Below are 13203 nucleotides of genomic sequence, written 5' to 3'. Positions count from 1 at the left end.
CCCATGACCGTGAAATATCTGCCACGTCCCCTATCCGCTGCCGCTCTCCTCGTCTTCGCCGCTGTTCAGGCCGCAACTGCTCAGACCGCTGCCCCGTTCCACTTCGACGCCGCGACAAACACCTTCCGCGTCGACGCTGCAGACACGACCTACATGATCGGCGTCAACGAAAATCACCAGCTCCAAACCCTCTACTGGGGAAAGCGTCTCTCCGCAAAAGATCACTTCGCCCGCGCAAAATCATCACCTGGCACTTCCGCCTTCGACCCGTCTGAAGGCTCGACGCCGCAGGAGTTCGTCGGCTGGGGCGGCGTCCTCTACGTCGAGCCCGATCTCAAAGTCACCTTCCCCGACGGCAATCGCGACCTTGTGCTCAAGTACCAGTCGGAGCGCATCGAAGGCGACCAGCTCTTCCTTTCATTGAAGGATGTCTCCCGCGAAGTCTATGTCACCCTGGCCTACCGCATGGACGCAGAGACCGGGATCCTCCGCCGCTCCGCCGAGATAGAGAACCGCACCGGAGCTCCCTTCACCATCGAACAAGTCTCCGCCGGCACCTGGAACATTCCTCGCGGAACCGACTACAAGCTTCGGTATCTTACAGGCCGATGGGCGGCGGAGTGGAACGTGCAGGAGCAGGAGATTCACGGCGGCAAGACCACGCTTGAAAGCCGTCGCGGCAGCACCGGTTCGCAAAACAATCCATGGTTCGCTATCTCCCACGCCGAGGCGAACGAAACCTCAGGCGACGTCTGGTTCGGCGCTCTCGGCTGGTCCGGCTCGTGGCAGATCACGGTCGAACAGGACACCCTGCAGCAGGTCCGCGTCAACGGAGGGCCTAACGCCTTCGACTTTGCTTATCGTCTCCAGAAGGGCGAGCGCTTCACGACACCTTACTTCTACGGCGGATTCAGTTCCACAGGCATAGGTGAGGCTTCACGCAAGATGCACCGCCTCGAGGTGAACACCCTGCTTCCCCGGCCATCCGGTTCGGCGCTCCCCAAGCTTCGCCCGGTTCTCTACAACTCCTGGGAAGCGACCGAGTTCAAGGTCGATGAACCCGGTCAGATCGCACTCGCAGAGAAAGCCGCGAGCCTGGGCGTGGAACGCTTCGTCATGGACGATGGATGGTTCGGGCAGCGCAACTCCGACCATGCCGGTCTCGGCGACTGGTATGTCAACAAGCAGAAGTTTCCCCATGGCCTCAAGCCGCTGATCGACAAAGTGCACTCCCTTAACATGGAGTTCGGTCTCTGGGTCGAACCGGAGATGGTCAACCCCGACAGCGATCTTTACCGCGCTCATCCAGACTGGGTCTTGAACTTCACCGGTCGCCCCCGCAGCGAGGGCCGGAATCAGTTGATGCTCAATCTAGCCCGTCCCGATGTTCGCGCCTACGTTTACGGCGTCCTCGACAAGCTTCTTAGCGAGAACGACATAGCATTTTTGAAATGGGACTATAACCGCAACTGGTCTGAGCCCGGATGGCCCGCGGTTCCGCCCGAAGACCAAAAGAAGGTCTATGTCGATTTCACGCGCAACTTCTATGGCATCCTTGCCGAGCTTCGCGCCAAACACCCATCCGTCGAGATCGAATCCTGCTCCGGTGGCGGCAGCCGTGTCGATCTAGGCGTCATGCAATTCACCGACGAAGTGTGGCCTTCGGACAATACCGACGCCTTCGATCGTCTCAGCATTCAGAATGGCTTCACCTACGCCTATACGCCCGGCACGATGATGGCCTGGGTCACCGACTCGCCCACCTGGGTCAACCAGCGCACCCTTTCGCTTGAGTACCGCTTCCTTTCATCCATGCAAGGTTCGCTGGGCATCGGCGCAAACCTGAACCACTGGACACCCACCGACTTCGATACGGCTCGCGCCCTGGTTGCGCAATATAAGTCGATTCGCGAGACCATCCAGCGAGGCGCTCTCTATCGCCTCGTCTCTCCAGAGCACCAAAGTGAAGAATCCGTCACGGAGTCAGTCTCGCGCGATGGCAAACAGGCTGTCACCTTCGCCTTCCTTCACTCCAGCACCGAACTCTATCCTTATCCGCGCATCCACCTTCGCGGCCTCGAATCCGACGCAATGTACGCAATCAAGCCCTTCGCTGGCAAGCTCGCCGCTGACACTCCCCTAACTGCCAGCGGCAGCTATTGGATGAATCGCGGGGTGGATCTCCAACTTCGTGGCGACTTCCAGGCAGCTGCCTTCACACTGGAACGGCTGGACTAGTTTGAAGGATGACTCTTTCTGTCGTGGAGCTCAAAGATATCGACGTTAAACGTGTCAGCGTCGGAGGATCGCTTGCTTGGACTGTTGGTCTGCCCGATCTTTTGTACCGAGGGGGTGTTAGTGTAGGGCAGCTTCTTGCAGGGCTGAAGGGCCCAGCATTTCTATACCAAGGTCAGAGTTAGTCTTCAACCGGTTTAGGTTCCAGCCAGTACGCGGCTAGCCGCGTACTGGCTGGCGAACTCGCTTGGCGTCCTGTCCGCGAGAGATGCGTGAGGACGACTGTCATTATATTCGCGTCTCCAGGCTTCGATCAGGTGCTTTGCCTCCTTGAGATTCATGAACCAGTGGGTGTTGAGGCACTCCGCCCGGAAGGTCCCGTTGAAGCTTTCTACGAACGCGTTGTCAGTCGGCTTGCCGGGCCTTGAGAAGTCGATCTTTGCTCCGTTCTGATAAGCCCATAGATCCATGGCATGACTGGTGAACTCGCTGCCGTTGTCACAGAACAACACCTTAGGCACACCACGCTCGAGTTTAAGCTTGTTCAGGATGCGCACCACATCGTCTCCCTTCAAGCTTTGGCCCACCTCGATCGCCACCGCTTCCCGCGTATAGACATCGACGATGGTCAGGGAACGGAAGCGGGTGCCGTCCTGTAGTAGGTCCGCCACGAAGTCCATACTCCATGCCTCATCCGGCGCGGTTGGCTTAACCTTCTCTTCGCGCAGACGAGGGACCTTGCGCTTGCCAGCCGGCTTCATACGCTTCAGCATCAGCCCTTCTTCCTTGCACAACCGGTACACCAGATACTTGCCTACATCCCAGCCTTCGCGATTCAACAGAACGCGGATCTTGCGGTATCCGTAGCGCACTCGTGCGTGAGCGATCTCACGGATACGCATCCGCAGTTCCGTTCGTGGATCGAGGCAACTCCGGTAGCGATACGTTCCGCGCGTCACACAGAGAACACGGCAGGCATGCCGTTCGCTCGCCCCATAGCTGCTCATCAACCGATCGACCATCGGTCCACGCCGCGAAGGCTTCACCATTTTTTTGAGAGCACATCCTGCAACATCGTCTTGTCCAGACTCAACTCCGCTACCAGCTTCTTCAGCCGCAGGTTCTCCTCCTGAAGCTGTGCCATCTGCCGAACCTGGTCCACCTCTAACCCAGCGTATTTCGACTTCCATCGATAGAAGGTCTGCTCACTGATCCCAGCCTTCCGGATCAACTCCGCAACAGGTACACCCACCTCCGCCTGCTTCAACACTCCAATCATCTGCTCAATAGAAAGACGCTTCTTCCTCATCCAAAATCCTCCACCCTTTCAGGTCAGGTTTTGCTCGAAGACTAACATTTCAACTGGTACAGAAATACCGAGGCCGATCACCAAATCAATCGCCGTCTCCGACCCTAGACTCCTGATGTGGCAACGAAATTTTGCTTTGCAGACCTACGACATGATTGCGCTTACAATCAAGCGCTTTACGTAACGGTCGGGACCAGACGTATGTAAAAGCCGCGTCAATCAACAACTTCTGACCTGGAATTGCGTGTGTACATACGAAATTCCAGGTCAGGCGCGGCCTGGTGACCGCAGAAAGTCTTCGTCGGTGATGTCCATATGAGCGCTTGAGTCCGCAGCGAAAGAATGTTAATCTCCTTCCTAATAGCGAACAAAAGGAGAAGCTAATGAGCTACCCGACGGATCGAAGTTTCCAGCTGACGGCGCTACCTGACGGGCTTAGCGAACAATTTATGGAAGCCGTGCTCGAGGACATGGATGAACCCCAGCAGAAGAGTCCACTGCAGTGCGTCACTGTAAAAATGCCGCTTCCGGCTTATCTAAGAATGAAGAAGGCTGCGCAAAAGTGGAACCTTACCTATACCGATGTAATTAATTTCTGCACGGAGCGCGTCGTACCAGTGCTCGAAACACCGTCGGGTAAGGTCGCAGAAAAACTCGAGCAGCACAGGCTCGAGGTCGAGGCCAAGAAGGCAATGCGAGCCGCTCGATCCAAGGTCAAGAATTAGCAATTCGGCGTTTAGATATAACGTTCCTTACGGATAGTTGATATATGGCGGCTCATTAGAGCCGGGAGAAGTGCTGTTTGCGTAAGGCGCGAGGGCAAAGCTCGAACAACCAGTCGAACGTGGGCAGCCGGGAATACGTGCCCGAACGCGTACCGCAACCATACAGGAAGACTCTGCCGCCGCCAACCGCGGTGACTTCGTCGGATACGGGCGGGTGTGGGAAGACGCAGATGTGGTTCTTAAAGCAGATAAGAGATCATTCGCGGTCTATCTCGGCCCAGCATCCATTGCTACATTACTTCGCACTTGCAGGTTATTTATGGTTCCGCCCGGCAGAAGAACCGCACCGGCGTTCATGCGCGGCAGCTGATAAGGGCCAATCCTAACGCCCGGCTCAGGGCGGGCTGGCATGGCCACACGTACCACCTGATTCGTCTGCAACGGCAGGTTGACTCCGCCCAGCACAGCGTGGTCGCCCTCGATCAGGAATTGCCGCTCGTTGCGCTGCGACAAGCGAACGAAGACCGCTGTGCCGTCCGGCAGTGTTTGACTGCCGGGCACTGCTGTAATCGCGGAGCTGCGCGTAGTAACAGCCGTCCCCGCGAACAGCTTGCCTGAACCCGCAGCATCCACCATGATAGGGTTTGCGAACTCCACATGTAGCAGCGGAAGTAACCTCTCCTTTGCTGACTGAGGAAGAAGCATCCGTTGAGCCTCTCTCCGGTCGATCGTCATGCCGTTCTCTTCCCGAGCATCTGCCGCGTGAAGTCGAGACGCATCTTCCCGCGACGAGCGGATGTCCCGGCTGCGGCGGTACTTTACGAGAGTTCGGTGAAGATGTCTCCGAGGTCCTGGAGTATGTCCCGGAGAGCTTCAAGGTCGTTCGACATGTACGTCCGAAGTTCAGTTGCGGCCGCTGCGAGACGGTCGTCGAAGCGCCCGCTCCATCTCGGCCTATCCCACCCGGAAATCCAGGAACTTCTGCTCTTTCGCCTTCGGGTGTTGTTCTCGCCAGAGAACGCGAAGCAGCTCGGGCCAATTTTCTTCCAGGAATAGCGTCCGCGTGACCTTCGCATGGCACGCAAGACATAAGGTAATCATTCGCTTCGGATCATTGTTTCCGGGTTCCCGATGATGAACAGCGAGTGACCGCTTACCACGCTTGAGCGTTGTGCACCGAGGAACGGCACACCTGTAGCCGTCTCGCGCCAAGACCTTTTCCCGATGGCCGCCGAAGTATTCTTCGTCTTGCCGTTTCAACGTGTAGCAGGTCGCACAAAGGCCACGGGCCAGAAGCTTCTCGATCCCACAAGGACAGCATATCGACCGCTGGACGAGGCGTCCCATCTCCTACATCACCCACAGGGGCGCATCGCTCAGGATCTCGACCTCGACCATCCAGCCGTTAATCAAGAAACACTGACCATCGTCGCAACGCACGGTGAACTCATCTCCTAGGTCGAACTGCCCATCGACACCACCCACCGGTGTCCCGCCGATCACTTCCCCTTCAATCACCGTATCAACTCCATCGACCAAAACCCGCATCAGTTCCCTCCCTTAGTAGTATTTGCCTTTACGAAGTCATGCGCGCCGTCCCAGTTGACCGGCTGCGATGAAACCATCGAATAGACGGATCGGCTGTCTTCGCGATCCCCTTCCTTTGCCCGATACCATTCGACTTGCGTCAACCCCACGCTCACCGCGTAGGAGTCCGAACCTGCCCGAGGAAAACCACAAGCGGCACCGTAGCCCACGACAGTTACCCATTGCCCCGCTTCAAGAGTCACTACATCCCTCGCACCGTCCGGTGGAGCATACATGGATGCCCCGGCGCGGTATTTCGAGGCGGCCCTGTCGCTGCTTGCTTCACAGTCAGCGGTCTCGCCAAAGTAAATCCGTTGGGCTTTGGTTCGACCCATGCTCCCCGAAACCGCCGAACCAGACCAGGACAGCGAACTAGGCAGTTGAATTGGGTTTTTCGTCTGGTTGGTAACTCGGATCGTCCATTCAACTCCGGGGGATGGTCCCCGATCGATCAGTGTCAAACGTTCAATCTCAACCTTTAGCGGGTTCATGACGACACACCCTCCGCAGCCGATGCCGCCGCCATCAGCCGATCCGCCCGTGATCGAAGGTGCAGGCTGAGATCCAGGGCGCGTATCAAGGAAACCGGCTTCCTGCCCCAGGGCCAAGGCCGCAGATAGGGCAATCATGCCTCCGGCTGCGAGCCAGCCACTCAGCCCGAGATTGCACTGAAACCAACGTACCCTCATCGCCGCGCCCTCTCTATAACCAGATCTCCATCAACAGCCTAAAGTCGTCGAAGCGGCGGCATGGAATCCAAGAATGCTTGTCGCTCCTCTGCGTATTCCTTGTTGTGCCGTACTGAGGTGGCGCGGATCGCATTGATCGACGCTTCTGCCAGAAACGCCACTTGTTCCCCGTTATATGGCTGCTTGCCATCTATGATGCCCAGAGCGACGGAGACCCGGACAATGTAATAAGCGAACTGATCCCGTTGAGCGTTGGCAATTTCTACGTCGATATTCATGTGTGCCCTTCCCGACCCGTGCCATATGCGAAGCAAGTCATAGTGTTGCCGCCAGCTCGTCAAGTCTCAATAGTTCCGCTATGAGGTTCGCTTCGAGTGCAGCGATCTTCATGTCTGCTTCCCTCTCGCATTCCTCTACGAGGCTCGCGATGTCCCGTCTATCCTTACGAATCGCTCTGACTTGCCGCGCTGCCTCGCTATTGACCTCTCCGCTTAGCCCAACAACTTTCGGTTCTACCGAACCATCCAGTTTCTTCCCAGGGGATAGTTCACCAGCGAAGCCCGCCCTTGTTAGCGAACCGTTGAGCAGATCGCACCAACGAACCCTCAGTGAATAGGGCTTCGTGCGGTTGTTCCACCCCCTGTCCTTCTTTGCACCATTACGCTTGAAAAATCGTTCGGGCGGCAAGACGCTTGTTGCTGCTGTTACCGGACGTGCACAAAACATAATGTGCATATGGCGTTGCAGTCTGTCTTCTGCATCCAGGAGCGAATGAATCGCCATCGTGTGAGGGAATGTTCCGCCAAGAAAGTCCTGCACCGCCTCACCCGCGAGAGCCTCATTTTGGATGCCCGTCAACTCATGCGGAAGAGCTGCTTCAATCTCACTGAAGACTCGCCCATTGACGCGTTCGTACCCGTCCGCAGCACACCAAAAGTCACGAGCCCTGCCCTCAGCGAAATCCGGAAGATTGCCGGAGTCTACGCGTTCGACCTGCCCCCGAGAGAAATGCGGCAAATCGGCGACCAGGTATTCATACCTCTGAAGAGCCGAAACGCCAAGTCGCGGACCATGTAATCTAAAATGAAGAATCGCCATTCCCTGGTTTCCTTTCCCCGTGCCTAGCTTCGAGCGATATCCCAAACGACCGTCAATGGAAAAAGTGCTTCGTTTCCAGTTCTCTAGCGGCTTCACCAGGCACCATCTTCCGCAGCCGTTCGATCTCCGCTTCCAGCTGCTTCACCTTTTCCTCCAGGGTGGGCGCACTTGGCCACGGTGTGATCGAGACTTTGTGACCGGCCTCAACCAAATATGTCTCGACAGCACGTCTGACCACATCACTCGCAGAGACACTTGTCCCGACTTCGCTCGATATTTTCACTCGCTGCTTCTCGAGAGTAGTAGCCAACGCTTCCGAGATCCGAAGTGACAACGACCGTGCGAAGCCCAACCCCAGCTCGCCGCCTTTTCTCTTCATAGGGCTCCTCTGAATAAAACTCGGTGTTCGTGAACGGCGATTTAGGACAGCGTTTCGGGTGATGTCGCCCGTTCGGATATGTCTGGAGCTTCGTACATGTTCTCGGCAAAGGCGAACATGGCGGGGGTCACAGCAAAGGCATACGTATTGCCCTGGCTACTATTTCGATCTGCCACTCTAGTGCGACGAGTCTCCAAGTCAGCATCCACAACATGCAATTTGGTTTCGAATCCGACCGCCGCAGCGGCTGCCCGTGCCTTATCCCGTCTAGCTTTTCTTATGAAGCCGAGATTAAGGACCACGCTCTGTCCCTGCGTGAGAAGCTGTTCGGCTACTGACCACACCTGCCTCTCACAACGATCAACCCGCTCCGCAAACCACGCCAAGTCCACCTTGGCCATTTTTGCCTCCTTGGGAAGATCGCCCCCAAAAAAGTTTGCATCCACTCATCCATTGAAAACACGACGGCGGCATGTTCTAAGGCCAGTTTCTTGGAGTACGTGGTCTTTCCCGAGCCTACGGGTCCGCAGATCAAATGAACAGTCGGCTTCCTGTAACGATCCTTTCGTGGAACGATGTGACCAAGTTATACGTTGCGCTAAATAGACAGTCGTCACAAACGACCTTCTCTGAAAGCAGCGACCACCCAATCATTGAGCGGCAGATCCTTTTTGAGATCGTGAACGGTGAAAGCTCGTCCAAGCCTTATCTCTGCCCAATCAAAGCAGAGCAGGTCGGGGCCGCTGATGTGCCATACCCAGAGATCATCGTTGACCATGAAAGGTAGCGAATCTCGGCTCTTGCAATCGCTGCACTCCATATGCCCCCATCACAAACGACCATCTTCTTGAGATAGGCGAACACACAGCATCATGGGTTGAATTTGCCAGATTCTAGCTTTCAGGATCTTTAGCCTTTACGCGTGAACTCCGTGGGTGAACGAAAGCAGGCCCCAAAATGGGGCCTGCCAAAACGTTTGCCTGCGAGTGGCTTCAAGAGGCTTGTATGCGAACCCGTATGCTTAAGCGTGAGCCAGTAAAGTCTTTTGGGAGTGGCGGGAATGACTTTAGTTGCGTAACAGAACGCCAAGCAGCGCGGTCTAGATCACCGTTATGACTACTCTCATCGAGATGCAAGGCGATCACTTGGCCATCGTGGTCAATCGTGACACTGAGCAGCGTGGACGGTGAAGTCGCCGACGCTGGAACTGCCTTCGCAGAGCGAGCATCGTACGACAGCGTCTGGATGACATTTCTAAAATACGGAGCGAAATCTACTCCCTGCGTATCAGTAAGTACGTCCAATCCCACCGCTCGAGACTTGACGATTGAACCCGTTGGAGTCGTCGGTCCGCTATCCAGGTAGGGACTCGGCGCACTTTGCGCGAGAAGGTTGGCTCCGTGAATGGGCGAAATCGCCAAGCTAAGAGCAATCGCCGCATCTCTCAAACATGTACTCAATGTCTTTTGCATCCCCTCACTCCTGTCCGTGACTCTAACGTTGCTTCAAGGAAGATCGTACAACAGCTTTGATTCGCTCGGCTCCGATTACGGCCCGTCACAAACGACCGTTTGTGACACGTCTTTTATCTGCACAGATTCATTGAGCGAATCGCGCTAACACGTGTCACAACCCGACGTCATAATCATACATGAATAGCAACCGTTTGTGAGAGGATAATGCCACGACAATCATGGTGCATCCGTTTGTGGTATGTTTCTCTCATGATCGTTGGCTATGCGCGTGTGTCCACCGCCGACCAGAATACCGAAGCCCAGATACCCGCACTGAAAGGCGCGAAGTGCAAGCGCATCTACCAGGAGGAGGGCAGTGGTCGCACGATGGATCGCCCCGAGCTGGAGAAGTGCTTGGATAACCTTGGGCCAGGGGATACGCTTGTCGTCTGGCGTCTTGACCGGCTCGCGCGGTCGCTTCGCAACTTGCTCGAACTCGTGGCCCGCTTCGAGAAAGAAGGCGTTAACTTTCGCTCGCTGACGGAAAACTTCGATACAACCACAGCGTCTGGCCGACTTGTCTTCCACTTCTTCGCAGCGCTGACACAGTTCGAGCGCGAGTTGATTCGAGAGCGCACGATGATTGGATTGTCGGCAGCGAAGGCCCGAGGGCGAACCGGAGGGCGCAAGCACAAGATGTCGTCGCAACAGATACGCCAGATCAAAGCTTTGTGGGCAGGCCGAAAGGAAACTAAAGTTGACCTCGCGAAGTCCTTCGGTGTGTCCATCTCTACGATCGACCGCATCGTAAGGCCAAAGAGCCTGAAGGCTTAATACGTCCCGGATAGGCTAATCACATGACGAAAACGGGGGAATAAGCCCGTCGGGGGAATCTTATTCCCTTTCCATCCGTGCGTAAGCTTTTAGCTGCATCGGGGCGGGATCAACTTCAAATCGGGTGCGTGATCCTGCCCTCCATTCGGACAGGGTCATTGGTGTATTTGGACAAAGGTTGGGTGCTGGAAGAGAAGACGTGTGCTCAAGATACTCAATCTCCACGGGACTGATCTTAGGCAAAGGAATTCGATCACTAAGAGTACCGATGACGCCGAAGGCTCTCTGACCCTCGCTTGCCACTGTACACGGGGTATTGGAACGCCTGGTCACGACGGTGAACTGATTCGACTCGTAAAATGCTGAATGACAAAGGATAGTAGAGAATGTTTCGTCAACCGAACACGACCCAAGGTGAGGAACCCGAACTCCCGAAAGAGAGACGTTATATGTCTGTTCTTCCAGAATCAGGAACTGCTGCGCGGCAAACTCCAACGACACTGTGACATTGCCGCTACCAAGCCGGCGATAAGCCCTGGCTGGAATCGAAAAGTCCGCAGAACTTGAAGAGACTTCGGTTTGTGAGCCCGACGAGAATAGCCCTCTGTCCGAAATCCAACCAGACTTCCATGTGAACCCGTCCGCCCCTGTTAGCGTTATGCGTGCGGCCTGGCGGCGGTATTTCGCTTGGGGGGCGAGATTTGAGACAAGTAAAGGAAGATGGAGCGCTATACTGCTTCCGACTTGAGAGTCCGTCAGTGATTCTGTGGCTCGCTGGGGGTCGTTATCCAGACGAATCTGCGGCCCGCCGTGGCTAATTGGATGGTATCGCGCAACTGACAAACTTGACCCAGGAATGAAGGCTTGCGACATCACACCTATGGACAGTGCCGCAATGAGAATCAAAACGGACACTCTTGTATCTCGCCTTCGATACTGACTCGCTAGAGCAAAAAGCAGCCCAAGTCCCAAGACAAAAAACTGCGACCACGCCAGATCTACAGACCCAAACCTCTTCGCGCCCATCCCCAAAGCCACAGTCGCCATCACAAATACAACGACTCCGACCATGATGAGAACGGTTCTGGCGAAAGTGGCTGTGAGGCCCGCGATTAGCGCGAATGGCAAAAGGAAGAAAACACTCACAACTGCCAAATTAATCAAGACCAGATGGATGTTGTTCCACACTGGTAGATTGGCTAGCCTCAGCAGCCCAAGCTGCACGAGTGCCAGCGGCAGTTCGACGTACAGAAAGACGAACAGAGCCTTGGAGCATAGGAGTTTATGCCATTCATAAGGTCTCGTGGTCCAAAACTGGTTGAGTCCGACAAGACGCTCTGTCTGTATGAGCCTAATGACAACGACTCCCCACGACATAACAAGAAGAACCGCAAAGATTTTCGCCAGCATTGAAGCCGATAGCAAGACGACCGGATTTGATCCCCAGCCTGATGACTCGACGACTGCGAAGATGCCCAGAATGATGAAAGATACAAGTAGTTCGGGAAGAAGTTCTCGTGTGTCTTTGAACAGAATGGTCTTTACCTGGCTCATTGTGTCTCTCCGGTGTTCTGCTCGTTTCGTACCTCTCGGGCCGTTCGAGCATGGGCTAAAAAGATCGTACGGAGCGACAATGGCGAAAATGTAGAAGAGCTCGCGTCAGGAAACAAACGGTGAATCTCAGCCATTGAGTCTTCTGCGTCCTTGAAAGCAGAGTGCTTGTAGCGGACGATGATTCCTGACCTTTCGACCTCCAACCAAGTCTTAGGCAGACCCACGGGCAACGGTCGATCCGTTGATGTATGAAACTCAACTCCCCTGAAGCGACCGTGCAAAGTATCGATTTCATCTGAGAAAACGAGGTTTCCGCTTTCCAAGTGCCCCACGTGAGTTGCGAAAGTCTCTACCTCAGCAAGATCATGGGACGACAAGTAGATCGTGGATTCGCCAATGCGATCCAGGAGGCCTTGGACCAGTTCGTCTCGGACTAGCGGGTCAAGGCCTGAAAAAGGCTCGTCTAAAATCAGCAGGGGAGGCCGATAGCTTAACGCTCCCACGAATGCCACTTTCATCCGCATCCCTCGCGACAAATGACGGAGCTTTCGGTCTCCTGGCAGCGAGAACTCACGTAGCAGCTGCCGCTCCAGATCGGAGTCCCATGCCGGATAGAACGATTTCAAATAGCTGAAATAACGAACTACTGTCATGCTTTCCGGCATCTCCTGATTTTCAGAGATGTAGCCGACCTGCTTGAGAAATGAACCCCGGACCTGCTCGCTTGGTGTTCCCAAGAGCTGCGCTGTTCCAGCAGTGGCCTTTTGCAGATTCATCAATAATTGGATAAGGGTGGTCTTCCCGGCTCCATTTGAGCCAACGAGGGCGTAAACCGACCCAGGGCTGACCGAGAAGGAGACTTGGTTCAGAACAGTGTGAGGCCCATGTGTCTTTGTGAGCCCAGAGGCGAAAATCGAAGGTACGGTCATCGGATAGGTTTGTCTCGGTTCTTGGGAGTTAACGACTGATAGTGCACAGCGATCGATTGAAGAACTTCCTCTTGAGTAATCCCGAGGCGACGCGCTTCGACGATCAATTCCTCTATCCGGGGGCCAAGGAGCGCGGTACGCTCCCTTGATGAAGAGCCGGATGGTGCTGTGATGACGGTTCCGATTCCAGGCTGAATGCTGAGCAGCCCCGCCATGGTGAGCTCACTGACGACCTTATGTGCGGTGTTTGGATTGATTAGTAGTGCTTTGGAAAGTGCACGCACGGAAGGAAAAGGGTCGCCCGCACGCATCACGCCTGCGACGATCGCTTTCTTCGCGGCGTATACGATCTGGTCTGCGATTGGAAGACCCGGTTTCAGAGCTATCGAAAACGGCAGCACAGGTGTATT

At 55.4% G+C, this 13203-nt stretch carries 17 protein-coding genes and 1 pseudogene; 4 read left to right on the top strand and 14 right to left on the bottom strand.

The features are described from left to right. Nucleotides 1–3: 3 nt before the first annotated feature. A complete protein-coding gene (locus HDF16_RS24265) occupies nt 4–2238 on the top strand; it encodes an alpha-galactosidase (protein ID WP_184222501.1) in 2235 nt (744 codons plus the stop codon). A 194-nt stretch (nt 2239–2432) separates the two neighbouring features. Here HDF16_RS24265 and HDF16_RS24260 read toward each other — a convergent pair. Further along, nucleotides 2433–3544, bottom strand: a protein-coding gene (locus HDF16_RS24260; RefSeq protein ID WP_432432279.1) for an IS3 family transposase whose coding sequence is annotated in 2 segments (ribosomal slippage) — nt 2433–3298 and nt 3298–3544 — 1113 coding nt in all. Because the reading frame shifts where the segments join, the coding sequence is not laid out codon by codon here. A gap of 383 nt (nt 3545–3927) precedes the next feature. On the opposite strand from HDF16_RS24260, the gene HDF16_RS24255 reads away from it, so the two are divergent. Next, nucleotides 3928–4269: a hypothetical protein gene (locus tag HDF16_RS24255; RefSeq protein WP_184222497.1), complete on the top strand. Its 342-nt coding sequence runs from the start codon at nt 3928–3930 to the stop codon at nt 4267–4269. Nucleotides 4270–4536: 267 nt separating this feature from the next. Here the strand turns inward: HDF16_RS24255 and HDF16_RS24250 are convergent, their stop codons facing one another. Beyond that, the gene (locus HDF16_RS24250) at nt 4537–5004 is read right to left on the bottom strand and encodes a hypothetical protein (protein ID WP_184222537.1); all 468 of its coding nucleotides are present in this window, start codon (nt 5002–5004) and stop codon (nt 4537–4539) included. Between the two features lie 2 nt (nt 5005–5006). Between HDF16_RS24250 and HDF16_RS30930 the strand changes: the two are divergent. Then, nucleotides 5007–5261: pseudogene (locus HDF16_RS30930) on the top strand (IS66 family transposase zinc-finger binding domain-containing protein); the annotation flags it as partial. Nucleotides 5262–5619: 358 nt separating this feature from the next. Here HDF16_RS30930 and HDF16_RS24240 read toward each other — a convergent pair. The 9 genes from HDF16_RS24240 to HDF16_RS32065 form a co-directional block, all read right to left on the bottom strand. After that, the gene (locus tag HDF16_RS24240) at nt 5620–5817 is read right to left on the bottom strand and encodes a hypothetical protein (protein WP_184222495.1); all 198 of its coding nucleotides are present in this window, start codon (nt 5815–5817) and stop codon (nt 5620–5622) included. After that, nucleotides 5817–6545 (bottom strand): hypothetical protein, encoded by a 729-nt coding sequence (locus tag HDF16_RS24235; RefSeq protein WP_221313087.1) that lies wholly within the window; start codon nt 6543–6545, stop codon nt 5817–5819. Before HDF16_RS24235 ends, HDF16_RS24240 begins: the two co-directional genes overlap by 1 nt. 38 nt (nt 6546–6583) lie before the next feature. After that, nucleotides 6584–6823, bottom strand: coding sequence for a hypothetical protein (locus HDF16_RS24230; protein ID WP_184222491.1), 240 nt, complete (start codon nt 6821–6823; stop codon nt 6584–6586). 37 nt (nt 6824–6860) lie between these two features. Continuing rightward, nucleotides 6861–7643: a MobA/MobL family protein gene (locus HDF16_RS24225; RefSeq protein WP_184222489.1), complete on the bottom strand. Its 783-nt coding sequence runs from the start codon at nt 7641–7643 to the stop codon at nt 6861–6863. A gap of 52 nt (nt 7644–7695) precedes the next feature. Continuing rightward, on the bottom strand, nt 7696–8022 hold the full coding sequence (locus tag HDF16_RS24220) for a hypothetical protein (protein WP_184222487.1): 327 nt from the start codon (nt 8020–8022) through the stop codon (nt 7696–7698). 41 nt (nt 8023–8063) lie between these two features. After that, the gene (locus HDF16_RS24215; RefSeq protein ID WP_184222485.1) at nt 8064–8423 is read right to left on the bottom strand and encodes an AAA family ATPase; all 360 of its coding nucleotides are present in this window, start codon (nt 8421–8423) and stop codon (nt 8064–8066) included. Next, on the bottom strand, nt 8354–8557 hold the full coding sequence (locus HDF16_RS32070; RefSeq protein WP_221313085.1) for an AAA family ATPase: 204 nt from the start codon (nt 8555–8557) through the stop codon (nt 8354–8356). The genes HDF16_RS24215 and HDF16_RS32070 overlap by 70 nt, the downstream gene beginning before the upstream one ends. A 78-nt stretch (nt 8558–8635) precedes the next feature. Next, entirely contained in the window at nt 8636–8800 is a 165-nt protein-coding gene (locus HDF16_RS24205; RefSeq protein WP_184222484.1) for a hypothetical protein, read from the bottom strand. Between the two features lie 214 nt (nt 8801–9014). Further along, nucleotides 9015–9494 carry a TonB family protein gene (locus tag HDF16_RS32065; protein WP_184222482.1) on the bottom strand — a complete coding sequence of 160 codons (480 nt, stop codon included), beginning with the start codon at nt 9492–9494 and terminating at the stop codon, nt 9015–9017. Between the two features lie 207 nt (nt 9495–9701). Between HDF16_RS32065 and HDF16_RS24195 the strand changes: the two genes are divergently transcribed. Beyond that, nucleotides 9702–10310, top strand: a complete 609-nt coding sequence (locus HDF16_RS24195; protein WP_246409906.1) for a recombinase family protein — start codon at nt 9702–9704, stop codon at nt 10308–10310. Nucleotides 10311–10370: 60 nt separating this feature from the next. Here HDF16_RS24195 and HDF16_RS24190 read toward each other — a convergent pair whose 3' ends face one another. From HDF16_RS24190 to HDF16_RS24180, 3 genes are read right to left on the bottom strand one after another with little or no spacing between them, the layout of a single operon-like run. Beyond that, nucleotides 10371–11864: a hypothetical protein gene (locus tag HDF16_RS24190; protein WP_184222478.1), complete on the bottom strand. Its 1494-nt coding sequence runs from the start codon at nt 11862–11864 to the stop codon at nt 10371–10373. Continuing rightward, complete coding sequence (locus HDF16_RS24185) at nt 11861–12793, bottom strand: ABC transporter ATP-binding protein (RefSeq protein ID WP_184222476.1); 933 nt, start codon at nt 12791–12793, stop codon at nt 11861–11863. The genes HDF16_RS24190 and HDF16_RS24185 overlap by 4 nt, the downstream gene beginning before the upstream one ends. Then, the gene (locus HDF16_RS24180) at nt 12790–13194 is read right to left on the bottom strand and encodes a GntR family transcriptional regulator (RefSeq protein WP_348641417.1); all 405 of its coding nucleotides are present in this window, start codon (nt 13192–13194) and stop codon (nt 12790–12792) included. Before HDF16_RS24180 ends, HDF16_RS24185 begins: the two co-directional genes overlap by 4 nt. Nucleotides 13195–13203: the final 9 nt, after the last annotated feature.

The organism is Granulicella aggregans (assembly GCF_014203275.1).
GTDB lineage: Bacteria > Acidobacteriota > Terriglobia > Terriglobales > Acidobacteriaceae > Edaphobacter.
This window is presented reverse-complemented; position numbering and strand designations above follow the sequence as displayed.